This window comes from Nostoc sp. DedQUE02, assembly GCF_034531035.1.
Classification (GTDB): Bacteria; Cyanobacteriota; Cyanobacteriia; order Cyanobacteriales; family Nostocaceae; genus Nostoc.
In genome coordinates this window covers 176,075-199,708 of record NZ_JAVRBY020000004.1, presented here as the reverse complement: position 1 = coordinate 199,708, position 23,634 = coordinate 176,075, and the positions used below count along the sequence as shown (strand labels likewise).

The 23,634-nt window shown below is 42.4% G+C and carries 23 protein-coding genes; 10 read left to right on the top strand and 13 right to left on the bottom strand.

Going from position 1 to position 23,634, the window contains the following annotated elements; all coding sequences use genetic code 11:
• Positions 1-395: 395 nt before the first annotated feature.
• The 7 genes from RMX98_RS06240 to RMX98_RS06210 all read right to left on the bottom strand — a co-directional run bounded on the left by RMX98_RS06240 (position 396) and on the right by RMX98_RS06210 (position 6,846).
• On the bottom strand, positions 396-1,019 hold the full coding sequence (locus RMX98_RS06240; RefSeq protein WP_322676166.1) for a class I SAM-dependent methyltransferase: 624 nt from the start codon (positions 1,017-1,019) through the stop codon (positions 396-398).
• A gap of 39 nt (positions 1,020-1,058) precedes the next feature.
• Entirely contained in the window at positions 1,059-1,415 is a 357-nt protein-coding gene (locus tag RMX98_RS06235; RefSeq protein WP_322676165.1) for a DUF1772 domain-containing protein, read from the bottom strand.
• 335 nt (positions 1,416-1,750) lie between these two features.
• Positions 1,751-1,930, bottom strand: coding sequence for a hypothetical protein (locus RMX98_RS06230; RefSeq protein ID WP_409881148.1), 180 nt, complete (start codon positions 1,928-1,930; stop codon positions 1,751-1,753).
• Between the two features lie 237 nt (positions 1,931-2,167).
• Positions 2,168-3,916: an NAD+ synthase gene (locus RMX98_RS06225; RefSeq protein ID WP_322676290.1), complete on the bottom strand. Its 1,749-nt coding sequence runs from the start codon at positions 3,914-3,916 to the stop codon at positions 2,168-2,170.
• Positions 3,917-4,028: 112 nt separating this feature from the next.
• A complete protein-coding gene (locus RMX98_RS06220) occupies positions 4,029-4,775 on the bottom strand; it encodes an NUDIX hydrolase (protein WP_322676289.1) in 747 nt (248 codons plus the stop codon).
• Positions 4,736-5,335 carry a nicotinate-nucleotide adenylyltransferase gene (locus RMX98_RS06215; RefSeq protein WP_322676288.1) on the bottom strand — a complete coding sequence of 200 codons (600 nt, stop codon included), beginning with the start codon at positions 5,333-5,335 and terminating at the stop codon, positions 4,736-4,738. Before RMX98_RS06215 ends, RMX98_RS06220 begins: the two co-directional genes overlap by 40 nt.
• Before the next feature lie 101 nt (positions 5,336-5,436).
• The gene (locus RMX98_RS06210) at positions 5,437-6,846 is read right to left on the bottom strand and encodes a nicotinate phosphoribosyltransferase (protein WP_322676287.1); all 1,410 of its coding nucleotides are present in this window, start codon (positions 6,844-6,846) and stop codon (positions 5,437-5,439) included.
• Between the two features lie 451 nt (positions 6,847-7,297).
• On the opposite strand from RMX98_RS06210, the gene RMX98_RS06205 reads away from it, so the two are divergent.
• The gene (locus tag RMX98_RS06205; RefSeq protein ID WP_322676286.1) at positions 7,298-7,450 is read left to right on the top strand and encodes a hypothetical protein; all 153 of its coding nucleotides are present in this window, start codon (positions 7,298-7,300) and stop codon (positions 7,448-7,450) included.
• Positions 7,451-7,817: 367 nt separating this feature from the next.
• Here RMX98_RS06205 and RMX98_RS06200 read toward each other — a convergent pair whose 3' ends face one another.
• The 4 genes from RMX98_RS06200 to RMX98_RS06185 form a co-directional block, all read right to left on the bottom strand.
• Positions 7,818-9,335 (bottom strand): trehalase family glycosidase, encoded by a 1,518-nt coding sequence (locus tag RMX98_RS06200; protein ID WP_322676285.1) that lies wholly within the window; start codon positions 9,333-9,335, stop codon positions 7,818-7,820.
• 264 nt (positions 9,336-9,599) lie between these two features.
• Positions 9,600-12,398, bottom strand: a complete 2,799-nt coding sequence (treY, locus tag RMX98_RS06195) for a malto-oligosyltrehalose synthase (RefSeq protein ID WP_322676284.1) — start codon at positions 12,396-12,398, stop codon at positions 9,600-9,602.
• Between the two features lie 393 nt (positions 12,399-12,791).
• Complete coding sequence (gene treZ / locus RMX98_RS06190) at positions 12,792-14,639, bottom strand: malto-oligosyltrehalose trehalohydrolase (protein ID WP_322676283.1); 1,848 nt, start codon at positions 14,637-14,639, stop codon at positions 12,792-12,794.
• 304 nt (positions 14,640-14,943) lie between these two features.
• Positions 14,944-15,354 (bottom strand): thiol-disulfide oxidoreductase DCC family protein, encoded by a 411-nt coding sequence (locus tag RMX98_RS06185; RefSeq protein ID WP_322676282.1) that lies wholly within the window; start codon positions 15,352-15,354, stop codon positions 14,944-14,946.
• Between the two features lie 372 nt (positions 15,355-15,726).
• Between RMX98_RS06185 and RMX98_RS06180 the strand changes: the two genes are divergently transcribed.
• The 4 genes from RMX98_RS06180 (at position 15,727) to RMX98_RS06165 (ending at position 17,851) form a co-directional block, all read left to right on the top strand.
• Complete coding sequence (locus tag RMX98_RS06180; protein ID WP_322676281.1) at positions 15,727-16,011, top strand: Precorrin-3B methylase; 285 nt, start codon at positions 15,727-15,729, stop codon at positions 16,009-16,011.
• A gap of 129 nt (positions 16,012-16,140) precedes the next feature.
• Complete coding sequence (locus RMX98_RS06175) at positions 16,141-16,632, top strand: GNAT family N-acetyltransferase (protein ID WP_322676280.1); 492 nt, start codon at positions 16,141-16,143, stop codon at positions 16,630-16,632.
• Between the two features lie 30 nt (positions 16,633-16,662).
• Entirely contained in the window at positions 16,663-17,340 is a 678-nt protein-coding gene (locus tag RMX98_RS06170) for a ComF family protein (RefSeq protein ID WP_322676279.1), read from the top strand.
• Between the two features lie 55 nt (positions 17,341-17,395).
• The gene (locus tag RMX98_RS06165; protein WP_322676278.1) at positions 17,396-17,851 is read left to right on the top strand and encodes a PPC domain-containing protein; all 456 of its coding nucleotides are present in this window, start codon (positions 17,396-17,398) and stop codon (positions 17,849-17,851) included.
• 101 nt (positions 17,852-17,952) lie between these two features.
• Here RMX98_RS06165 and cobS read toward each other — a convergent pair whose 3' ends face one another.
• Positions 17,953-18,726 (bottom strand): adenosylcobinamide-GDP ribazoletransferase, encoded by a 774-nt coding sequence (gene cobS, locus RMX98_RS06160; RefSeq protein WP_322676277.1) that lies wholly within the window; start codon positions 18,724-18,726, stop codon positions 17,953-17,955.
• 377 nt (positions 18,727-19,103) lie between these two features.
• On the opposite strand from cobS, the gene RMX98_RS06155 reads away from it, so the two are divergent.
• From RMX98_RS06155 to psbM, 5 genes are all read left to right on the top strand, one after another.
• Positions 19,104-19,556, top strand: a complete 453-nt coding sequence (locus RMX98_RS06155) for a hypothetical protein (RefSeq protein ID WP_322676276.1) — start codon at positions 19,104-19,106, stop codon at positions 19,554-19,556.
• Positions 19,557-19,812: 256 nt separating this feature from the next.
• A complete protein-coding gene (gene tgt / locus RMX98_RS06150; protein ID WP_322676275.1) occupies positions 19,813-20,961 on the top strand; it encodes a tRNA guanosine(34) transglycosylase Tgt in 1,149 nt (382 codons plus the stop codon).
• 78 nt (positions 20,962-21,039) lie between these two features.
• Positions 21,040-21,177 carry a photosystem II reaction center protein K gene (locus RMX98_RS06145; RefSeq protein WP_006195022.1) on the top strand — a complete coding sequence of 46 codons (138 nt, stop codon included), beginning with the start codon at positions 21,040-21,042 and terminating at the stop codon, positions 21,175-21,177.
• Positions 21,178-21,362: 185 nt separating this feature from the next.
• On the top strand, positions 21,363-21,659 hold the full coding sequence (locus tag RMX98_RS06140) for a 2Fe-2S iron-sulfur cluster-binding protein (RefSeq protein ID WP_322676274.1): 297 nt from the start codon (positions 21,363-21,365) through the stop codon (positions 21,657-21,659).
• A 174-nt stretch (positions 21,660-21,833) separates the two neighbouring features.
• A complete protein-coding gene (gene psbM, locus RMX98_RS06135) occupies positions 21,834-21,950 on the top strand; it encodes a photosystem II reaction center protein PsbM (RefSeq protein ID WP_084227279.1) in 117 nt (38 codons plus the stop codon).
• 170 nt (positions 21,951-22,120) lie between these two features.
• Here psbM and RMX98_RS06130 read toward each other — a convergent pair whose 3' ends face one another.
• Positions 22,121-22,972 carry a universal stress protein gene (locus RMX98_RS06130; protein ID WP_322676273.1) on the bottom strand — a complete coding sequence of 284 codons (852 nt, stop codon included), beginning with the start codon at positions 22,970-22,972 and terminating at the stop codon, positions 22,121-22,123.
• Positions 22,973-23,634: the final 662 nt, after the last annotated feature.

Sequence of the window (23,634 nt, the reverse complement as noted above, 5' to 3'; positions counted from 1 at the left end):
CTACGCGAACGCAGACTCGCTTTGCGCGTCGCTATCTGTTTCCTGCCGCGACCATAGCGAACTTACGGTTTAAGACAAGAACTCCAAATTTTCTTGTTTTGGGCTGCTTTTTCAGGAGGGGTTTGAATCCTATAAATGAAAAAGCTCTTCTGCCTCCTGCCTCCTTCAAGTCTGATTTTAATTCCTGCATTTTGTACCTCAGTTAGTTGCAAAGTCTGTATCTTCGATATTCATAATTCATACCAAAATAGCAAGAGCGAACAGCGTACCGCAGCCGATCGCCTTTGATGTCTGCAATCAAACAGGCGATCGCTCTCTACTGTATCGATCGAGGCGCGATCGCAATTGAATCCAAAGTGTTAACAGCACACCATTGGTAACAACCAAAGTTTTCCTCACTTTTTAAACAAGATTGATACAAGCCTTGGTAGTTTATTTTGATCTTGTTCATGCCACCACTCTTTGAAGTCCTCAACCAGGAATCCACATTCTTTTGCTGTGTTAAAAAAGTCCGATATATGATGCACAAATGCAGGAATCTCAACAATCTCTTGGTTTTTTTGAAAATTAGCTTTTGTTCCCTGATATTGCCTAAATGGATGAAGCTCAGAGATGAAAAAATATCCTCCTTTGACTAATACACGAAATGCTTCTGAAAATATCAAGTTGAGGTCTTCGATGTGTTCTAAAACAAGATGACAAGTGACTAAATCGGCAGATTCATTGCTACAACTCCATTGCTTGGTGATGTCTTCTGTAATAAATACTACATTAGCTGACTTCACTTTCTCTTTCGCCTTTTCGATCATCTGTGCTGAAAAATCGATCGCATAAACTTCAAGAGCAATTTGTGAAAGCAAAAGCGTATTTTTCCCTGTGCCACAGCCAATTTCAACTACTGATTTACACCTCAAAGCCATCAAGGTTTGTCTGGCGACGGCTTGATCCAAATCGCGCGTTAGATTTTTGTCAGCATCGTATGTGGCTGACCAATTATCGTATGCTGCTTGAACACTCATATAGCTTCATTTTGCTGATCATCAGGATACTTATCAATCCTATTTCACCGTGCGATCGCAGAGCGCGATCGTGAATGCTGCTGCGGCTGCAAGTGCCGCTATTGTCCGAACGTGGTTCCAGATTGTCCAGTTAGTAAGGTATCTAGCCCATAGGTTTGCGGCTTCACTGCTGTCCGGTTTGACGAGCGCCAGCGCATCATTTAGTGGTACATTGAACGCGATCGTCACTAGAACCGTGCCAATGAGATAGAGCAAACTGCCGACAAACAAGTAAGCAGCACCAGGTTGTTGCCACTTTAACACCGAGGAAACCGCTAGCAAAATGCAAGCCGCAGCCGTTCCAAAAAGCGCCAGCATGAACAACGGATTGATCGCCGTTATATTAATGGATTGCATGGCGGCAATACCCTCCTTCGGCTGGAGTCGTCCAAGGGCATTCATTACGAAAGTCGAAAAGGCAAAGAAGACACCAGCCACCAGCCCGCAGCCTAGTGCTGAAAACAGTTTCAATGTGAAAAGGAAGTTATTAGTGGTTGCCATAAAACCGACTACAGAGGGTAACAACAATCTCAAATTCTCACGAACGATTTATACCATTTCTTTGTGAGGCTGCACCAAATTTTCTTTCTTCGTTTCTTTGTCTTCTTCTCTGCACACAAGTCTGAAACAGTTTAATCATCTGGGTTTAAGCGTAAGTTTTACCTCTCCCTAACCCTCCCCGCTCTTCGTGGCTACGGTGTAGACACAAGTTTCTTAACCTGCAATGGCATTGCATCGACTGACAATGGCATTGCATCGACTGACAATGGCATTACATCGACTGACAATGGCATTACATCGACTGACAATGGCATTACATCGATTGACAATGGCATTGCATCGACTAACAATGGCATTGCATCGACTGACAATGCTATTTCTCTCGTTCCGATACTTTGTATGAGAATGAGTCAAGCCTGATCAAGCTAGGTTTTTAGGACTTGTGTGTACACCGTAGCCCCTTTTCAAGGGGAAAGTTAGGGTGGGGTAAAACCTTGGTAAATAGCTATTTCAGACTTGTGTGTACATCCTAGTTACCAAGGAGAAGGGAGACAAAGCGTAGCTTTGGCAGAGTGGGTTTTTATTTGTAATTTATGCAAGAGGTCTGATTACTTGATTTGCGGATGAGCATCTTGTCCATCCCAACAAACTAAAGTAGGTGTAGCTATGCTTTTAGTCTGGTATGCTTTTTTGACACCAACCCAGTTACTAGCAATTGGCATTCGCCAACCAGTTCCAAAGGCGCGATCGGTTATTTTTAAGCCGGGGGGTGCTTGTCGCCGTTTAAATTCAGCCCGCGCCACCATTTGAATTACTCTGTCTACAATCACCGCATCGTGACCGGCTGCAACAATTTGCGCTGCTGATTGATGGTTGTGAATCAGGCGTTGCAAAATATCGTCCAAAATTTCGTAAGGCGGTAGAGAGTCTTGATCGACTTGACCTGGCTTAAGTTCGGCGCTAGGTGCTTTAGTCAAAACGTTTTTCGGGATAATTTCATTATTGCGATTTAACCAATGACAAAGTGAATACACACGGGTTTTCGGGACATCTGCAATCACTGCTAACCCGCCATTCATATCACCATAGAGGGTACAGTAACCCACAGCCATTTCTGATTTATTACCAGTAGATAGGAGAAGATAGCCAAATTTATTAGCGATCGCCATTAATAAATTACCGCGAATCCGAGATTGGATATTCTCTTCAGCCAATCCAAACTCAGTACCCGTAAACAAATCACCTAATGTTTGATCGAAGCCTTGCATTAACTCGCCAATTGGTAAAAGATTAGTCTTAATCCCCAAATTTTCGGCTAATGCCATAGCATCACTAATGGAATGCTCGGAACTGTAAGGGGAAGGCATGAGAACACCGAGGACATTTTCTTTACCAAGTGCAGCCGTGGCGATCGCAGCTACTATTGCCGAGTCAATCCCGCCACTTAAACCCAATACTACTTTAGAAAAGCGACACTTACGAGCGTAATCTCGCACTCCTAAAACCAAAGCTTGCCAAATTTCTTCATCTTCTGATTGATATGCAGGTGCTATAGAACCTAATTGAAAATCCTGTTGCGCTTCATCAAATTCAACTACTAATAAATCGGTATCAAATCCACGGGCACGAGATATAATTTCACCTTGACGATTTAAGACAAAACTATGTCCATCAAAAATTAGGTCATCATTTCCGCCAACCTGATTAGTGTAAATCATCGGTTGTTGAAAACGTATTGCACTATGCCTGAGCATGATTTCACGAAACTGCTGCTTGCCAACAGTGTAGGGGGAAGCAGACAAATTTACAATCAAATCTACACCCAAAATTGCTAAGTCAGCAATCGGATTTACTGCATAACTACGTTTGCCCCAAAAATCCTCATCGTTCCATAAATCTTCGCAAATAGTTACGCCAATATCGATATTATCTAAAGTGAAATAATTAGCTTGCAAGCCGGGTTCAAAATAGCGGCGTTCATCAAATACATCGTAAGTAGGCAAAAGTCGTTTGTGAAAAACTTGCTTAACCTTGCCATCCTCTAACAAAGCCATACTGTTAAATAAAGTTTTACCTCCAGTAATAGAGGCTTCGAGATTTTGTTCAACAGTTCCTACCAACACAGCCAAATTTGGCGGTAAATCTTGAGCCAAGTTTTGTACGGTGATGCCCATTGCTTCCACAAAACTAGGATTTAGTAATAAATCTCTAGGTGGATAGCCACACAATGAAAGTTCTGGTGTTAGCAACAAACGCGCCCCGCTAGATGCTGCACGTTGTGCCGCCTCCAGAATTTTTTGGGCATTTAAAAGCAAATCACCAATTGTCGGATTAATTTGAGCGATCGCAATTTTCATATTATTTGTCATTTGTCATTTGTCATTTGTCATTGGGCATTGGGTATTGGGCATTGGTTATTCATCTTGTCACCTTGTCTCCCTTGTCTCCCTTGTCCCATGTAGTACATCGTTAAATAAACACCAAGGGTTTATCTTTTAGGGGAGCAAATGCTTCTGCATCAAACTTATACAAACTAGCCGGACGGCCAGCACCTCGTGATACCTTAATTCCGGTATCGCATAAAAAACCTAACTTGAGTAGACGCGCCCGAAAATTAGAATAATCGGAAAAATTGTCACCTAAAACTGTGGCGTATAACTGATATAAATCATTTAAGGTGAACATTTCTGGCAAGACTTCAAAAGCCACCGGACTATACTCTAATTTATTTCGTAACCGCCTGTGTCCATAAGCCAAAATTTCATTATGGTCAAAAGCTAATTTCGGTACTTCTTTGACCGGATACCAAGCTATGCCAGTCATGCGATCGGCAATTAATTCGGCTTCTTCAAATCGCACTAGGGCAAAGTAACTAACTGATAAATAACGCACACCATAACTATCAGTTGCTTCCCGTGGATCGCGATTCGGCCCGCCAAATGTATACAGTTGTTCTAAATAGAGATTGTTGACCTTAATTTTCTCCGCCATAATGCGATAGGCGGCATCTTCTAAAGACTCTCCTGGACGTACCAAAGTACCGGGAAGACTCCAATGATTTAAAAATGGTTCTTGCTGTCGCATTACTAGTAGAACTAACAGCCGATTTTGTACAGTATCTACAGAAAAAATTACATTATCAACACCAACCTTGAAATCGGCCAAAGGTTGTTGGTTTAACGGAGTTGGTATCTTTTTTGGTGAACGTCCTGGCATTCGTACAAATGCTCTCGATTAATATAGGCAACTACAGGGGCTGTGAGGGCTTGGGGATCTCTATGTTCGCGGTACGCTGTTGAGGAAACATCTAGACCGGTCAGACTAGCGATCGCAATCTTCCCTCCCAACTTTTGCACTACCTCTGAACTAGATTCATCTATTGCATATCCGGGTCGCGGTACGATCAGTAGTTGCACTTCCTGTAACAAATCTTCAATGCGATACCAACGTGGTAGCTGACTCAGTAAATCTGAACCAATAATCAACGTTAATTCAGCGTCTTCATCCCAAATAAGCTTGGCTTTTTCCACTGTTTCCAGCGTTCTGAAGCTACTCAATTCTTGTTCCAAAGCAATATTGTGCCGTGGCGTGTCTATATCCGCAATCAACAGCCGCAACATTGCCGCCCGATGTTCTAAGGGTGTTTGATGGGACTTAAATGGATTATCTGCTGCCCAAACCGCTACCCAATCATAACGCTCAGATAACCAACTCAGAATTTTTTGATGTCCCGCAGTTGGTGGATCGGCACTAGTTCCAAACAAAGCAACTCTCATAATAATTCGTAATACTTCGGCTACGCTCAGTACAAGTTTGTAATTAAGACAGACTCAAAGAGTACTTCTTACCTCTGTGTTCTCTGTGCCTCTGCGGTAGCCTACGGCAAGCCGCTGGTGCGTCTACGTTTCTTAGTTTCTTCAGTCAATACCCGTAACCCCTCAGAAATCTTTACTTCTACAGCCACAGGACGATTCAAAAGCCGTGTTTGTTGTGGCAAACTCGCAACTGAGGCGGCGGTACGCTGACGAATTGTTGCCAACGATTCCAACGGCTGTATCCGTTCACCGTCTTGCACTACCAACTGCAACAAAGCTTCTCCGTCCAAAGGACTTTCACCTAAAAGTCCCAACCTGTCTGCTTTTACCTTCCCTCCCGAAAACAAGCGAAAAATCTGCTTGCGTCCTGGATAAGTAACTTTACCACTAGACTGCTTCATCACTGGGATACCATCAATGTCTACAAGTTTATAGACTCCATTTACAGGCGAACCTGTAACTAGTCGCGTTCCCAGTCCGTAACCATCAATTTGCGCCCCAGCAGCTTTTAACCTGGCAATTTCCCACTCGTCCAAATCACCACTGACAAAAATTGGCACACCAGGAAGGAGCGATCGCACCTGTTTTGATAAGGTAACTAAATCTCCTGAGTCCAATCTCACTCCTGTTAATTGCATTTCCCCGGAATTTACTTTTTCGGCCAAGCGCCCGGCAGCAGCAATGGTATCGTAAGTATCAATCAGCAATGGCGCACCCGGAAAATATCGATGAAATGCACTGAAAGCTTGTTCTTCAGTACCTTCTATTGCTGACAACGCCATCACCAGGGCGTGTGCCATCGTACCACTTGGCTTTTGTCCTAGTTGTAGCGCTGCTAACACATTAGAAGTGGAATCTAACCCACCCGCCAACGCTGCCCGTGCTGCCCACAAAGACCCCTGCGGACTAAATGCTCGTCTTGTGCCAAATTCTAAAAGTGTTGCTGATTCTCCCGCTATATCCCTTAACCTTGCTGCTTTTGTAGCAATCAAAGTCTGGTAATTAATCGTATTCAGCAGGTAAGTTTCTACTAGTTGGGCTTGCCAAAGAGGTGCTTCCACCCGCAATAGTGGCTGATTTGCAAACACGGCTGTTCCTTCTGGTACTGCCCAAACATCACCCGTAAACTTTCCCTCAGCTAAAAGTGACCAAAAGCGATCGCTTGCATGAGCAAAAATCCCCGTCGCTTGTAATGCCGCAATTTGCGTCGAACTAAAGCGGAATTTGGCTAAATATTCCAATGCCTGCGTTAGCCCCATTGCAATTAAATAACCAAAACCCTCTGGCAATCGCCTAATAGTCAACTCAAAGCTAGCCCGTCGTTGTTCTATACCTTCGCCTGTGTAACAAGCTGCCATCGTCAACTGGTAAAGGTCGGTCAGCAAGCTGTAGTCATCGGCAGAAAGGTTTAGTTCCGGGTTCTGCTGGCTTTGCTGTTTATATACATAATCCAAATCTGGCAAAGTTGTCATGCAAGAGCTTCCTTACAAGATGCTTCTTTTATTTATGGTAATATTTACCATAAATAATGTCAACTCCTGGCAAGTAGATTTTCTGAGATTGCCGTATGACAATAGATTTATCGGCAAGTTAATAATAACTTCATAGAATACTTAATGTTTTTTAATAGTAAAAGCTAGCAATAATGTTAATCTCACAAAGCGGCTAATGAAAGGAAATAATATCCTGCCAAAGCAAGTTTCTTTCCCAGCCTCTTTTCCAGACAAGGGTTAGAGAAATAACTATGTTACAATTAAGATCAAAGAGGAAAGTTTGATTTTTTGACAAGCTAAAGTATTGCAAACTTATCTGAATAAACATTGCATATATTCTCAATATATTGAGAATTAGAGCCAGCCTTAAATATCAGCATTAGAGTATAGATAACACAATTAAGCGACTCGAAAAAAGGAGTCCAATATTATGGCTATTTCCCAAATCATTGCGAACATAACCCAGTATATTTCTGAAGCTGCAATGCGGATTTTTGGCCCTACGGATGATGCTTACCCTACTATTGGCGTACAACCTTTTACAGGTGAGCCTTACGATAAACGTACAGATGATACTTGGTAGGTGCTGAGACAGCATTGATAAATAATACAGGAGTCAAAATTCAGAATTCAGATGAGGGCGATTACCGGGGAATTCAGACAAACCATAAAATTGAAAACTAGTAAATTGTAGATTTAGCTCCGTACTTAAACCCTTTTATCCAAAGGTAGTGGCATATTGCAATATGCCACTATTCCAATTCATTTTGCATTCTGGCTCCTATCGCACTCACCGTACTGGCTAATAAATTTATCAACGGTTAGAACTTTTGGGGCTGATTGAACCATTGCAATTATTCTCAAGAATCGTAGAGTTTGTGTAAGTTCTAATATAGTTAAACCCATTTATTGAAGATAAAGGCGTGAGAAAAAATCTCACGCCTTTTTATCTAAACTTTTTTCCCACCGCCTGTTAAAAGTTCTAGAATGACTCCATTTGTCCAGCCGAAACCAACTTCGTTAGAACTATATCCAAAGGAGATTTCGTCAGAAACGTTGGCAGAACAGCGTTCAACATCATATTTCTCAACTAGGGTATTGTGACGCTCGAATTCTTTGATTACCATAGCCAAAAATTTGTTAGCAATGCGATCGCCTTCTGTATGAAACCCATAACGGTGAAGTCCCTGGATAGCAATGAAAGTCAATGGTGCCCAACCGAAGGGAGCATCCCACTGGTTTCCGGTAATATGAGTACTGGCAAGAATTCCACCTGGGGCTTCAAACAAAGAGAGATTTTCCACGACGCGCTGGGCTTGGGCTTGAGAAGAAATTCCCAGCCACAGGGGATAGAATGTGGTAGCAAATTCGTAGCGGCGGTCTTTCCCACTCTGGAAGTGATAGTCGAAATAGAGTCCTCGTTCTTCATCCCAAAGAAATTGATCGATCCGATCGCGGCGGATATCTGCGCGATTGCTCCATTTTTGTTCCAATTGTTCGTTCCCCAGAATATGCTTAATTTGCGCCATGTCTTGTTCCACTTGATACAAGAAACTATTGAGGCACACAGGAGCGTAGTGGAGAATATCAGCACTAAAAGGGCCAAATCGGTTGGTGATATCAAAACCAGACTCGCGCATGGTGCGATCACTTTTGTAAAATAGATTGGTTAGTTTGTCATTTTCGCGATCGTAGTAAAGATTGACATCGTAATCTTCAACCTCAAAGGTTTGGTAATATTCCTTGACGCGATCATAGTGGCTTTTTCCTTCTTCATCCCGCTCGGAAAACAAAACTTCTGGCGCTGGGCCTTCCCCAAAGGCATAAAATCTGGATAAGCCGGTTGCAGCATTCAGATGGGGCGGTACTACCCAGTAATAGTAAAATTGCTCTAACAGCGGTACGGTTGCTTTCAACCACTCTTTATCTTTGGTGTGCTGGAATAACGCCAAAACCATCATACTGAGGACAGGAGGCTGCGATCGCGACAGCATATAAGTCCGGTTGGCGTTGAGAATAATGCCGTAATGTTGTACTTGGTACAACAATTGATCGACTTGACTTTGTGCTAGCTCCAATTCTCCATCGTGCAACAGTCCTAGCAATATAAAGTAGCTGTCCCAGCCATACATTTCATTGAAGCGACCGCCTGGTACAACATAAGGCCCTGGTAGGTATAATAACCCATGCTCTTTAATCGCTTCTGCTTCTGCTGGCAAAGTGCGAATTTCTAGCTGTTGCATATCTTTTGGAGATAGCGATCGCTCTAACACAGTCTGAATGTTGGGACAATCTTCTGAAGGGGAAATGTAAACAATCCAGGGAGTATCGGTTTTGTGGTCTAGTTTGGTATCTTTGGCGGATTGTAATAAGTGTTCGTGCGATCGCGTTAAAGTTTTCCAGGTTTTTTTGATATGGGCCCGCACGCTGTCAATCTGAGTGGTGGTAAGTGCTGGGGAAACAATCATAATTCAATTTGACGGGGTGTGAGGAGGTTGGAGGATTTTTTTTAACGCAGAGGATCGCAAAGGGAATCGCAGAGGTACGCAGAGATTTTACGGCATTTCTCTGCGTAAGATGGAGGATTCATCTTTTTACCTGCTAAGTGCTGAGTCCTGCTAGGGGTAGCGGGGCGTTGAGGCAGTCCTGAGTGAAGAAAATGTACTCAATACTACTTATGTACTTCGGTTTGAGCAAAGCCCTTTGTGGACGGTCTTTCAACTCAGCACTCTTCATTCGGCACTACTAACTAATAGGGCGACTGGAAAATGGGTGAGGGCAGATCCGATAGATAATGTTTCTGTTGCCTGTAAGGGTTGCTGAGTGATGACGTTTTTCCAGGTGGAGGGAGTTCCAGGGGATAATAGCAGGTGCGTATCTTGCCATACTGAATCGCCCAAGGGGTTTTCTCCTGGCTGGATCAGGTTTGTAAAAAAGCGAGGGGCGATGGCGATCGCTGTTTGATTCCCTTCCCGCCGCGCAAAGGCAATTATGTGATTGGCGTGGGTTCCCTGAACTTCTAACGGTAAATAATCGCCATCCTGGAATAATGAAACAAAGTTTGTTCTGGCTTGGAGTAATTGAGCCGTTAAAAACAGTTTGATTCTACCGTCGCTTTTATCACTCAGCAATTCTTGAATCAAACCCAGAATATCGGTTTTAACCTGTTCGCGGATGGCGCTTAAGTAGGTGCGTCGCTGTTCAAAATCCACGGTACGGCGATTGTCTGGATCGACTAGGCTGAGTTCCCAAAGTTCTGTTCCTTGGTATACATCGGGTACGCCGGGGGCGGTAATCTTTAGTAGAGTTTGGGAAAGGGAATTGAAGATACCATACTCTGCAATTCGCCCTTGAAAGGGACGAAAGGCTTCTAAAAATTCCCCGGAGAGGGAAGGGTCGAGGACTTTCTCAATGAAAGAGGTACAAGCTTGTTCATACTCGCTATCAGGTCGTAACCATGCTGTATGCACTTTCGCTTCTCGAATTGCTTTAATTATATAGTCTTTTACTCGTTCCACGAAGGATGCATGTTCGTGTTCGGCAAAAGGAAACGCCCCTACTAGGGTTTGATAGAGAAAATACTCGTCGTTGCGATCGGGCATAGCAAACCCGTGGCGATGGCTACGATGTCCTCGATTCATGGCACTCCAGGTATTTACCTGCTGATCCCATTCATCGGGAATTTCTGAGAGGACGTTCAATCTGGCCCGCACATCTTCGCCGCGTTTGGTGTCGTGGGTGGCGGTGGTGTTCATTGTGTGAGGCCAGGTTTCTTGGTGCTGTTTGTTAAAGGCATGAAATTTGGCTAAGTCGATGCCAAAATGTCCCGGATTTCCCCCGACTTCATTCAGCGACAGCAACCGATTGTAAACATATAATGTGGTGTCTTCTACGCCTTTGGCCATTAACGGCCCACTGTATTGCTGCATCCGTAAGACAAAATATATCCACTGTTCGCGTTCTGTTTGAGTCAGAGAATTATCAAACTCTAGCAGCATCAACTTTTCAATAAAATTCAGTTCGTTCTGCAATAGGGGTACTTGTTCTTTGGTTTGATCGATTACTTCTTGAATGGTAGCGCGATCGCTTTCTCCAATCCCATCGGGTGTAATGTAGGTGCGGTAAATCGGGAACAGTGTCAAAACTTCGGCGATCGCTCTTTTTAATCCATTCAGTGTAAAATCATTGCCATAGCGATATTTGCTGGAAACGTTCTTTAACAAAAGTGCCAAATTGTCAATATCACCTGCTAAATTCTTTTCCAAAATCAGGTGTTTTTTATCCTTCACTACCGAGGCATAATCTACTCTGGAACTAATAAAGTTCTGGTAAACTTTATCGAAAGATGATTCATTTTCTGTTTGACAAAATACACCATTTACATAGTTGAGAAAGTCATATCCAGATGTACCTTCAATTCCCCAGTTTTCCGGCAATTCTTCGGTGAGTTCTAAAATCTTCTCGACGGTGATATAAACATCTCCCATCTTTTCCCGCAGTCTTTCGAGATACTGGATTGGGTTATAAAGTCCATCAATATGGTCAACCCGTAAGCCTGTAAATTTGCCTTCTTCAACCAGCTTTTGAATGAAGCTATGGGTATTATTAAAAACCCGAACTTCTTCAACTTTAACGGAAATCAGTTCATTAACAGTAAAGAAGCGGCGGTAATTCATTTCCTCCGCCCCAACTTTCCAGAAGGCGAGACGGTAAAATTGATCCTTCAGTAAATCATCTAGCAGGTTAAAGCTTTCTGAATTACCAGGTTCTCCGTTAAAAGTTTCGATATTTTCGTCAATGAACTCGCGGATGGTGTCGTTTGTGGTGTAGAGTTCCCAAAGCAATCCTTTAATAAATGCGATTTGGTCTTGTCGCTGTTTTCCGGCAACTTCTGAAGGCACACTTTTGAGAATGTAGAGAATCCCTAATAACTTAATAAAATCGGGATGATTGCGTCCGAGTGTCCGGGTGAGTTTACCCAGATTATAGGTGATAAATTTTGTGTAAGATTCTAACCGGAGTGGCAGTTTTAAGCTGTAATAGTTGACGGTTAAACCGTTTTGTTCGTATTGCAGTTGAATGTGTCCGTTTTCTAGGGATGCACCATAGAAATCTCCCAGCAACGGCGCGAGAATTCGCTCTTGGCGATCGCCAAAGGGTGCATTCCAAGAAAGATCGAAGTAGTCGGTATAACTGGAATCTGGGCCGTGTTCCAATACGTCCATCAAGTAATCGTTTTCGCTGCTATAGGCCATGTGGTTGGGCACTATATCTTGTAACCAGCCCATACCAAGGGATTGAATTTCACCAATTAAGGCATCAAAGGATTCATTAGTTCCCAGTTCTGGGTTAAGTTGAGTGGCATCTACTATATCGTAGCCGTGTGTACTCCCGGAGCGGGCTTTGAAAATCGGGGAAGCATATAAATCAGAAATACCTAAATCTGCTAGATAGGCTGCGATCGCTTTGGCGTTGTCAAAGCCAAACTGAGGTGTAAACTGAATTCGATAAGTGGCGGTAGGAATTCGCATATTTTTTTAGTGGGGAGTAAGGGGGATGAGGGAGAAAGATGAGGTTTTGAGGGTAAACGCTGAACCTTTTAGAGAATATTTGAAAAGTCCTCTTCACGGTAGTGAAACGTTCTAGATCCCCCTAAATCCCCCTTAAAAAGGGGGACTTTGATTCCGGTTCCCCCCTTTTTAAGGGGGGTTAGGGGGGATCAATAAGTGCCTAAAACCACAGCCAACTACTTTTCAAACAACCTCTTAGCTCGAAGGTTGAGCCTTTTTACTCGAGCGTTGAGCCTTTTTGCTCGAAGGTTGAGCCTTTTTGCTCGAACGTTGAACCTTTTAGCTCGAAGGTTGAGCCTTTTTACTCGGACGTTGAGCCTTTTTACTTGAAACTTTAAGTTCTAGCTCTTTGCCTCATCCTTTTTCATAGAGTACTAAACTAGTAGGATGCAATTTGACTTCTTGCCCTACAGAGAGATGTTCAGGAGCTTCAGAACCATGCCCAGACCATGAGGTATCAGCAGAGTCTAACAATTTATTGGCATTTTGCTCAAACGGCAAAGCCACTGTCACTGAAGATGAATTGAAATTCATCGCAAATATTAGTTCACTTGATTCGCACCAACGGCGCACGATGACCAACTGCTTATCTTCATCGCTAGTTGCTTTGATGGAGTTGCGATCTTGATTCAAAAGTGCTGGATGCGTCTTGCGTAAATTAATTAACTGGCGATACCAATCCCAGAGAACTTTGTGCTTACCGTCATTGCGTAATTCCCAATTGAGTTTAGACTTTAGGAAAGTTTCTGACGATTCGGGATCTGGGGGATCATCTGCATAGTGAAATGCTTCAAATTCTTGTTTGCGTCCGGCTCGAACTGCTTGAATTAAATCAGGATCGGAGTGACTGACAAAGTAAATAAAGGGTGCTGTTTCACCGTATTCTTCTCCCATGAATAACAAGGGTAAATTAGGCGACAGTAACACAGCCCCAGCAGCTAACTTTAATCCTTCAAAAGAGATCCTCTGGGTGAGGCGTTCTCCTTTCATTTGGTTGCCGATTTGATCGTGATTCTGAATACAGATTGTAAATTGTGATAGGGGGCGATCGCGGCAAGATAGGCCATGAAACCGTTTGCGATCGGGCGAGTATTTCCAATCGTAGACAAAAGTATCTTCATAAGATTTTGCCAACTGAGCCACTTGCCCAAAATCTTGATAATATCCTTGGCGATCGCCTGTCAACAGTGCGTGCAATGAATGGTGAAAATCATCACTCCACTGGGCATCAAGTCCATATCCACCCAATTCTGCTGGACGAATTATTCGCGGATTATTCAAGTCACTTTCGGCAATTAAATGGCGTTTCCATTTTTGCCCTTGTTGTGAGAAATGATGAACTGCTTCCGCCAGTTCCCATAAAAAATGCTTTGCTCCCAAGTCGTAAATTGCTTGAATGGCATCCAGCCGCAATGCATCAATGTGGAACTCGCGCAACCAGTAAAGCGCATTTTGGATAAAATAATTTCGCACACCCTGACTATGGGCATCGTCAAAATTCAGCGCTTCGCCCCAAGGTGTTTTATAGGTTTTAGTAAAGTAGGGCGCGAACTGACTCATATAGTTGCCTTCGGGCCCAAAGTGGTTATACACCACATCCAGCACTACGGCAATTCCGTGTTGATGGCAAGCATTTACTAGTTGCTTCAGATCGGCTGGGCTACCGTAGGAATTTTGCACCGCATAAGGATAAACGCCGTCATAACCCCAGTTGCGGTATGCCAGAGTTGCCTCAATATGGGTATCTCCCGGAAATTGGGAGATGGGCATGATTTCAATGGCGTTAATTCCCAGTTCTTTCAAATCCGGTAAGCGGGGAATAATGGCGGTGAAAGTTCCTTCAGGCGTGAAAGTCCCAACGTGAACTTCATAGAAAATCATCGACTCCACAGGAATCCCAGTCCATCCTTCATCAGTCCACTCAAAGTGTTGGTCAATAATTTGCGACGGCCCATGCACCCCTTCGGGTTGATACTGCGATGCGGGATCGGCAAAAGCGTCTTGCCCATTTAAAACATATCGATAAAGCGTGCCTGGATATACATCGTTAACTTTCGTTTGCCAGTATCCCTCAGACTGAGGCTTGAGCGGAATTAACTGCGGTTCTGGCGTCAAAATCTGTACCGTGACGCTCTCTAATAGCGGAGACCAAACTGTAAATTCGCACTCTCCGTCACCCAAGTAGTTAGCACCTATTCTCACGCAGTATCCTCCCATCAGTTCCAGTTTGTTGTGCCGAATCGTGGCGCAATCGCAAATGTCATAGATTGCACAATATTTACAAACACGCCAGATAGCATAATGGTTGGTCTAGCAGACTTTTCGCTAGCACCGGAAGGTTGAATTTCTTAACAAATAACTCTGTCTAAAGTGGAGTTGCGAGAGTAGCTTTTGGAATTATGACAAATATAGTAAGCGAAAGTGCTTCCAAGGTTGCATCAATACTCTTACGAGTTGCAAGTAGAGACCTTGCAGTGCAACATCTCTACTAAATTTTCTGCTTGGACTAGTTATCTACGTTGCAGCTACCATCTACACAGTATGAGGATTGATATGTATTGGAACGCTTACCAAAGATAGTGTAGCGATGATCGCGGATTTGTTCGTAAAAGCGATCGCCTGCCCATTTCATCCCTGGTAATGCTCGATAAGCGTCTACAAATATACTTCCTGCTGGCAATAACCGCCCAATCTCTTCTGCTGCGTTACTACCTTGCCAGCGTTTCTGAGGTTGATTGCCATCAATTAAAATCATCCCCTGTTCACAATCTTGGGTTGTAATTCCCCACTTTAAAAGTGTCTGCTCATCTTGCATAGGAGCGTAGTGAAATAACTCTCCCTTGTCTAAGCTTTCTAGCAATTGCACTAAGGTAACGCAGAGATTACAATTTCCGTCGTAAATCACGTAGTAGTTCATGGAAATAACGGTTTTTTGGCAATTGACTTGGCGAATGTGTGTTAAACACAACTTTGGTATTCTAGCTTAGAAAAAAGCTGCAAATCAGCCAGTTAATTTAATAGTGAAGTATTTGATTGGTATAGCAATCGGATTTGATTTCTGTTCGTGCAGCTTGGTGTAGGTATACTTATTTGCGTAAGAGGCAATAGATAAGAGGCAATAGGGAATAGGCAACAGGTAAGAGGTAAGAGGCAATAGGCAATAGGCAAGAAGCTTCTTTGAGTTGTACTGAATTTTTTCAGAAATCAAATATGAATCCTGTAGTTAGTTGCAATTGTCAACATAAGTCTGACTCGCTAGGATGGCATTAGAAATTTATCGGATTTGAGTATGAGTAAGCAAGATACTCCACTTACAGGAGACGCGCTAATTAAAGAAGTCTGTCGGCGGATTCGAGTAGCTCGTAGCTATTGGGATGCTCACAATAATGCAGCTTGTCGGGGTGAACGCGATCGCGCTTTAGCCCTTTACAACACCCTGAGTAAGGAACAAAAAGACCAGATTCCGCAAGTTTTACGGGTGTGGTTACGTTACCGTAGTGAGAAGTACTTTGGCGCACACCGAACGCCGCCCAAGTCACCACGAAAATCAAAGATGTCTTCAACAAGCCGCTAGGCTTCGGCGGCATAATTCACACTTTAAGAGTACTGTTTAAAATCGGCTCTGCCAGAAAGGCTATTTGCTGAGTAAATTGGGATATAGATACGGAAAAATTTTCTGTGCAAACTTGACCAGCAAATGGTAATGAAAAACTATTATCAAGATTTTATAATTCGTAATTGGGTAGAAAGCGATCGCACAAGAGCCGCCGAAGTCATTAGTTATGTACTATCAGAATACGGTTTGGCTTGGGAACCAAAGGGTGCTGACCGAGATGTGCTGCGAGTAGAAGAATATTATTTAGCTACTGGGGGAGAATTTTGGGTAATTGAACACCAAAGCCAGTTAGTCGGTACTGGAGCATACTACCCCATACACCGAGGCGAAAAAGCTGTAGAAATTCGCAAAATGTATCTTTTGCCCAGCATCAGGGGTTTGGGACTAGGGAAATATTTGTTACAACAGCTAGAAGCAGCGATCGCAGAGCGTGGTTTTCAGGAAATTTGGATTGAAACCGCCAGCGTTTTGGTGGAAGCAGTCAAGCTGTATGAAAGCAACGGCTACACCCCAGCCACGGGAGTAGAAACAACAAGGTGCGATCGCGTCTATGTTAAGTCATTGGTCAAGAGTTACTAACTAAGGACAAATGACAAAGGACAATTCTAAATGCACACTTGGATTAAAAATCTCACAGGCTTACTCAATCTTTTTCTTCAATCCCATTGTCCCCTATGTCAACGCGCAACATCCCAAGAATTTTGTCAAAACTGCACCAGACAACTGCAAAAATGTCAACGCAAAGACCCGATTTCTCTATGGCAAGAGCCTATACCAGTGTTTGGTTGGGGAGAGTATGCTGGCCCCGTGAAACGAGCGATCGCAGCGATGAAATACGAAAATCAACCCCAAATAGCTCGTCCTTTGGGTCAATGGTTAGGAGAAGCATGGCTGTTAAATTCACCGATGCGAGATAGCCAGCCTGTGGTAGTGCCCATCCCACTGCACGCTAGCAAGCAAAAGCAACGTAAATATAATCAAGCCGCACTCATAGCAGAAAGCTTCTGCGAAATAACTGGATTAAAATTGAAACTAAACGGTTTAGCAAGAGTGCGAGAAACTGAAGCGCAATTTGGTTTATCGGTATCTAAACGAGAAAAAAACTTGGCTCAAGCTTTTGCTGTTGGGCAAGAATTTCGTCGTAGTCCTCCAAATGTTCCAGTGCTATTAGTAGATGATATTTATACTACTGGTGCTACTGCCAGGTCTGCTGTGCAAACACTTCGTCAGTATGGAATTGTAGTCTTAGGATTAGTAGCTGTAGCCACTGCCGTCAAAGACCGATAAATGCATAAGTTGACCAAATTACCCTATTTTTTTGTAGAAAAATTGCTTGAAATGTATGAATAAAGTTTTTGCGGCGGGTTTAAAACAACTCATCATCATTCCTGCCACATTGCTGGCAATAAGCATAAGTACAAGTGCAGCTTTTGCTCAAAATAAGTTGTATAGTCCAATTCCTTTATCTAACACTACTGAAATTGACGATCGCCTCTCAGACAAAGATATTCCCACAGGTCAAGGTGGGTTTGCCCGTGATTATACTGTGAAGTTGCAAAAGGGCGATAATTTAGCAGTTGACCTCTCATCTGAAAACTTTGACAGCATCATCACACTGCTGGCACCTGATGGTTCGACTCTGGCAGAAAATGATGATGGCCCTGATGGTAGTAGCAATTCTTTACTATTTACTCGCATCGTAGAGACAGGGAATTATGTGATTCGTGTCCGGTCTTTTGGAGAAACTGGGGTTGGGGCTTTTAAACTCAAGGTGACAAAGTTGCAACCGATTAAATGAAGTAAAAAATAAAAAGTAAAAAGGCAAAAGAAAGATTTATGAAATCTTGGTATTTAATTCTTATTTCTTCTCTTTTAACTTTTTACTTTTACCTTTTGACTTTATACTGCGGTCAGCACGCAGAGAAATAAGGCTTCAGTCCATTCGACGACTGCGCCGTAGGTATCTCCAGTATGTCCGCCTAATTTGTGGTTAAACCACGCACCAGTTAAAGTGGCGATCGCACTTCCAGCAATTATCATTGCCAGTGCGAGAAATAGCTGCTGTTTATTTATCAGCACAAGTAAACCACTCAAACCCAACAATAACAACAGTCCCGGTAACAAATCTTTGTAAGAACGAATGGCTTGTTTGTGAAATGCGCCTTTACCAGTTGCTTTCAAATAAGGATATCGGGCGATCGCCAATTGTTGTCCCCAACGTCCCCAGCCACAAGCAGCCATCAGCAATAACCAACGGTTTTCTGGCATATCCGTCAAAGCTGTTATTTTCAATAGCACCAAGGCGATCGCTGCCATTGCCCCAAAGGCTCCTGTAGCACTATCTGCCATCACCTCCAATCGCCGATCTCGGTCGCCCACTGCCAAACCATCGGCAGTATCCATTGCCCCATCTAAGTGCAATCCTCCAGTGATAGCAATCCAAACACTTACTACCAACGCACTACGAGTTAACACGGGCATACCAATATAATCCATCCCCGTATCCAGTAACCCTAAAATTCCCCCAATTATTAGCCCTACAAGCGAGGCAAGACGCGCCACTCCCCGAAAGTCTAATCCTTCCAAATACGGTAGTGGAATAATACTGTAAAATATAATACTAGCTGCCAGCTTTAACAGCAGCTTTTTCCACCACTGTTGCTGTTTCGTCATTTGAATTACATTAATATTTGGTAAACTGCTGGATAATAGTCTTGATTTCGGTACAACCAATATAGGCACACCTTAAAACTTTAAATAAGATTTACTTCTATCAGACATACTCCTTGAAAATTTTGTTATCCTGGTCTAAGTGGTAAACAAATAATATTGAGTACTTTTGATACAAGAAAACGAAGAATTTAAAAAGTTAAAATTCCATCAGGGAGCAAAATTTGTGTTTTGGATTCGTTAACTAAAAACTTACTCTAAATTATTAGACGATTGCCCCACAAAATTGATATTTTTTTAAATGTAGGGAGTAAACAAGCTATTCAATTATGACAGTTTAGCTATGTTGTCGCTCTCCTTAGCTCAATCGCTATTTTCCTATGAGTCACCATCTACCCGACACCAGGATACCAGCTCCGTGCATTATTAACACGGGCATCATTGTGAATAAGCTCGACATCCGGCGATTGCTGGCAGATTTAGGTCGAGTCCACTACATCTACACCCAAGAAGATAAGGTACTGAGCGAGGGTGAAGGGGATGTGATGGAGGTTTTTGCCAATCCACAAAGGTCTACTTTAGTGGCTAACCACGCGCTCTATCTGAATGTTTGTAGTTTTGATTACTTGGAATTAAAACAGTCGTCGCAACAAGAGACGTACTTCGATTTGATGCAAGAAGGAGTGTGTCTGCGGTTGATTCCTCGATCAACCCCTTTACAAGAGCGACGAGAGCGAAGCTTCAATGTCAGCGCCATAGAAGCGATGATGGAGCAAGTACTCTCAGCTAGGTGGGATGCAGAAATTGACGATGACTGTTCTGATTCTTTTTAAATAACATTTATTACAGTATATACTCGTAAATTGGTAACTAGGTTAGTAGTGAATGCTTAAGTATTTACTAAAACTCAATTACCAGTTTTTATGTTTGTCCATAATTTAGCCAAATCATATTAATCTTGCCTTAATACCATTTGGTTTTATGGCTGCTAGTTATGGATTTCTGAAACTCTTTACCAATTAGTGTTTCACAATCCAAAATCGTTCGACTGAGCGCAGCCGAAGTCTAAAATCTAAAATCCAAAATGGCATGAGTGCGAATTTTTCTTTTCAATGTCTTGCTTGCTGTAGCCAAACCAAAGCTAGAGCCGGAGTGTTTTTCACCCCTCACGGTCTTGTCGAAACCCCCAGATTTATGCCAGTGGGAACGCTGGCTAATGTCAAAACTATTACCCCAGCCCAGCTACGAGAGACTGGGGCACAAATGATCTTATCTAATACTTATCATCTTCACCTACAACCAGGGGAAGCGATCGTGGCTGGGGGTGGTGGGTTGCACAAATTTATGGGTTGGAATGGGCCAATGCTCACAGATTCGGGTGGGTTTCAGGTCTTCAGCTTAAGCGAGATGCGGAAAATTACTGAAGAAGGCGTTACTTTTCGCTCGCCCCACGATGGACAAATTATTAACTTAACCCCAGAACGCTCCATTGAGATTCAAAATACTTTAGGGGCAGATGTAATTATGGCCTTTGATGAGTGTCCGCCTTATCCAGCGACTCGCCAAGAGGTAGAAACAGCAACTGAGCGCACTTACCGTTGGTTAGAACGCTGCATAACAGCTCATCAAGGCAGCGAACAGGCGTTGTTTGGGATTGTGCAAGGGGGTGTATATTTAGATTTGCGTTGCCGTGCGGCGGAAGCTTTGGCTAAGTTGGATTTGCCCGGATATGCCATTGGTGGTGTAAGTGTGGGAGAACCGCCCGAAATGATGGCTGAGATTGTAAAAGTTACAGCACCGCTTCTACCTCCCGATAAGCCGCGTTACTTGATGGGTGTGGGTACTTATCGGGAAATGGCGATCGCGATCGCATCTGGTGTAGATTTATTTGATTGCGTAATTCCCACTCGCTGGGCAAGACATGGGACGGCAATAGTCCAAGGCGGACGCTGGAATTTGAAAAATGCGAAGTTTCGTGAAGACTTTACGCCATTAGATGAAACTTGTCCCTGTTATACGTGTCAAAATTTTAGCCGTGCTTATATATCTCATTTAGTGCGATCGCAGGAAATTTTGGCTTATACCTTGTTGAGCATTCACAACATTACCGAACTAATTCGCTTTACGCAAAAAATTAGAGAAGCAATATTGAGCGATCGCTTTGTCGCAGAATTTGGTCACTGGCTCAACTCATCTGAATCAACACCAGATGAAGGGGAAATTACAAATGACTATTGACCAATGATCGAGACTCAAACCATGTTAAGATATTTCTCAATTATGAAAGCTGTGTTGGATAGGTGGATTTAAACAAACATGGAAGCAGCACTTTTATTAGCAAAACTGCCAGAAGCTTACCAAATCTTTGATCCTTTGGTAGACGTTCTCCCAGTTATCCCGGTATTCTTCTTGTTGCTTGCTTTCGTTTGGCAAGCAGCTGTGGGATTTAGGTAAGTTAATCTATTTTTCAATTTATAGGACAGGTAGAGTACCTGTCCTATTTTTTTGTAGCGCCGTGTTTGATAAAGTTAATATTTATTAATATTTTGTAATGAATTAATATAATAAATAAGATGTTGATCAAGCCATGTCAATATGAAGCCTTGAAACCCAAGGTTATAGTCAAGGAGGAATCAGTTATGGGTAATATTAAATTCGTTAAAGAAAACAAAGAAGTAGTAGCGGCAGATGGTGCTAATCTCCGGCTCAAAGCTATACAAAATGGCATTGATATATATACATTGATTGGCAAGATGACCAATTGCGGTGGTTATGGTCAGTGTGGTACTTGTGTTGTGGAGATAGTCGAAGGACTAGAAAATCTTTCCCCCCGCACAGATGTAGAAAACCGGAAATTCAAGAAAAAGCCGGAAAATTACCGCCTTGCCTGTCAAACTTTAGTAAATGGCTCAGTCAGCGTAGTTACGAAACCTTAAGTTATCAAATCTGTCATTGCTTCAATTTATATCCAGTCACTAGTCAAAATACTTACCAAAATTGAGTAAACTCATTTTGAATTTTGAATTTTGAATTTTGAATTGGTATAACTCGGTCATCGATGATGCTATCCTAATGTTGTTGACTGGAAATTTAAGAGAGGCTTTCTTGCCATGCAAGTTAATGACCTGGGGTTCATAGCGAGCATTTTGTTCGTACTAGTCCCCGCCGTGTTTTTACTAATTCTTTACATCCAAACTGCTAGCCGCGAAGGTGGAAAAGATAGTTAAGAGTTTGTGTATAAAATAAATAACCCCTGCACCAATAGTGTAGGGGTTTTTATTTATCAACCAGCAACTTAGTGATGTTAGTGGTAGAGGGATTTGAGCAAGTGCTGAGTAGTAAAGATAAGACAAATCTTGTTTCTTTACTATCATTTTTATACTCAGCACTGTTTACTTTAAGCGATTGTCCGCGCTAACAATACCGGACAAGTAGCATTGACTCGAACATAGTCAGACAAAGAAGATCCGATAAGTCGATCTATATCAACAAAACTCTTAGCGATCGATGGCCGACGATCTGGAGAACCAAGCAATAATAAGTCTATATTCAACTCTTCTGCCAATCGACAAATTTCTTCACCAGGTTTGCCACTGCTGATATAAGAACGAGATTGGATGCCTTGTTTTTCAGCTTCTGCAACTGCGGCTGCTAAAACTGGATTTTGAGCTGGGTTAACCTTGGTTATTTCCGATTTTTTACCGCCAAAATCTGTACTAATATTTGCCAAAATTAATTCGCCACCTGGAATATCTCGCAGTAAAAACAATGCCAATTTCAAGCAATTTTTTGCTGAATCAGAATTGTCTATTGCCACCATAATTCGCTTAATTCTTTTAACATAAATGTCATCTTTTACCAGCAACATGGGGCGAGAAGATAGCTGGAAAACATACTGACTGACTGAGTTCGATAAAATCGATTGTAGCCGCTTCAGTCCGCGCGAACCCATAATAATCAAGTCAGCGTCAATTTCATCAGCTACTTGGCAAACTACATCTTTCGGGTCGCCTTCGCGCAAAATTGAAGAAACCTGGCTAGGATCTAAGTTCAAAGTTTGAATGGCATTGGCTAAAATTCTACCGCCATTTTCCCATTTAGCTGTCATGGTAGCAGCAGCATTTTGTGCTTGAACAACATGCAAAATTGTAACTTTTGCAGATTGAACAGAAGGGATTTCTTTCAGGGTTTTGAGCATTTCTTCTGCGTGTCCCAATCCCGATACAGCCAGCAAAATTCTTCTAATCATCTTACGTAATTTTTGTGAAGTTTACTTTTGTTTTCGCTGTTGGTACTTGGCTCTGGTCGGATTTTCACCACCTTGCTTGACAACCTAATTAGTAAGTTGGCATAAATAAACTTTCTTTTTTAGTATTTAACACTCAAACAAATTGCAAAGGATAAAAATCTAAACAAATTTAAACATTTGTTTGCACTTAGTTACTTCAAGTTTTTACTAGACTTCAACTATTCAGGATACTCTCAATTTAGTCTGATAAACTTAATAAATTATGATGTTAGTTATTATTTTTAATCTATGTTTACTTTAGTTAAGTATTGCAAAGAAATGCCAAAGTAACTCTATGTGAAAATTAATCTAGTATAAGCTTTAACAGGCGATCGCTTCTCGACTTGAATAGTCTACGCTCCTTCTAAACTCCCTGGATTATCCGCCTTTTTTAGGTCTCTTGCAGTTTGGTAACTCAGATAGGATTGCTATATCTAAACACCTAAAAAATGTCAGATAACAACATCCCAATCGGGATCTTGCTTATAGTCAAAATTATATTTAATAGTATTAAAATACTATATTGAAACCCTCCAAATATAATTTGGAGGGTTTGTTTAATTGGCGTTGCATAATTGCGAGATGATTTCGCAAGTTATAAAATCTCACCCCCTGCAACGCCA

Coding starts and splice junctions, on each gene's coding strand:
- tgt (WP_322676275.1), top strand. CDS start 19,813: ATGAGTGCGAATTTTTCTTTTCAATGTCTTGCTTGCTGTAGCCAAACC.
- RMX98_RS06205 (WP_322676286.1), top strand. CDS start 7,298: ATGGCTATTTCCCAAATCATTGCGAACATAACCCAGTATATTTCTGAA.
- RMX98_RS06140 (WP_322676274.1), top strand. CDS start 21,363: ATGGGTAATATTAAATTCGTTAAAGAAAACAAAGAAGTAGTAGCGGCA.
- psbM (WP_084227279.1), top strand. CDS start 21,834: ATGCAAGTTAATGACCTGGGGTTCATAGCGAGCATTTTGTTCGTACTA.
- RMX98_RS06220 (WP_322676289.1), bottom strand. CDS start 4,775: ATGCCAGGACGTTCACCAAAAAAGATACCAACTCCGTTAAACCAACAA.
- RMX98_RS06155 (WP_322676276.1), top strand. CDS start 19,104: ATGAGTCACCATCTACCCGACACCAGGATACCAGCTCCGTGCATTATT.
- RMX98_RS06130 (WP_322676273.1), bottom strand. CDS start 22,972: ATGATTAGAAGAATTTTGCTGGCTGTATCGGGATTGGGACACGCAGAA.
- RMX98_RS06170 (WP_322676279.1), top strand. CDS start 16,663: ATGCACACTTGGATTAAAAATCTCACAGGCTTACTCAATCTTTTTCTT.
- cobS (WP_322676277.1), bottom strand. CDS start 18,726: ATGACGAAACAGCAACAGTGGTGGAAAAAGCTGCTGTTAAAGCTGGCA.
- RMX98_RS06165 (WP_322676278.1), top strand. CDS start 17,396: ATGAATAAAGTTTTTGCGGCGGGTTTAAAACAACTCATCATCATTCCT.
- RMX98_RS06225 (WP_322676290.1), bottom strand. CDS start 3,916: ATGAAAATTGCGATCGCTCAAATTAATCCGACAATTGGTGATTTGCTT.
- RMX98_RS06235 (WP_322676165.1), bottom strand. CDS start 1,415: ATGCAATCCATTAATATAACGGCGATCAATCCGTTGTTCATGCTGGCG.
- treY (WP_322676284.1), bottom strand. CDS start 12,398: ATGCGAATTCCTACCGCCACTTATCGAATTCAGTTTACACCTCAGTTT.
- RMX98_RS06240 (WP_322676166.1), bottom strand. CDS start 1,019: ATGAGTGTTCAAGCAGCATACGATAATTGGTCAGCCACATACGATGCT.
- RMX98_RS06175 (WP_322676280.1), top strand. CDS start 16,141: ATGAAAAACTATTATCAAGATTTTATAATTCGTAATTGGGTAGAAAGC.
- RMX98_RS06215 (WP_322676288.1), bottom strand. CDS start 5,335: ATGAGAGTTGCTTTGTTTGGAACTAGTGCCGATCCACCAACTGCGGGA.
- RMX98_RS06180 (WP_322676281.1), top strand. CDS start 15,727: ATGAGTAAGCAAGATACTCCACTTACAGGAGACGCGCTAATTAAAGAA.
- RMX98_RS06210 (WP_322676287.1), bottom strand. CDS start 6,846: ATGACAACTTTGCCAGATTTGGATTATGTATATAAACAGCAAAGCCAG.
- RMX98_RS06185 (WP_322676282.1), bottom strand. CDS start 15,354: ATGAACTACTACGTGATTTACGACGGAAATTGTAATCTCTGCGTTACC.
- RMX98_RS06200 (WP_322676285.1), bottom strand. CDS start 9,335: ATGATTGTTTCCCCAGCACTTACCACCACTCAGATTGACAGCGTGCGG.
- RMX98_RS06145 (WP_006195022.1), top strand. CDS start 21,040: ATGGAAGCAGCACTTTTATTAGCAAAACTGCCAGAAGCTTACCAAATC.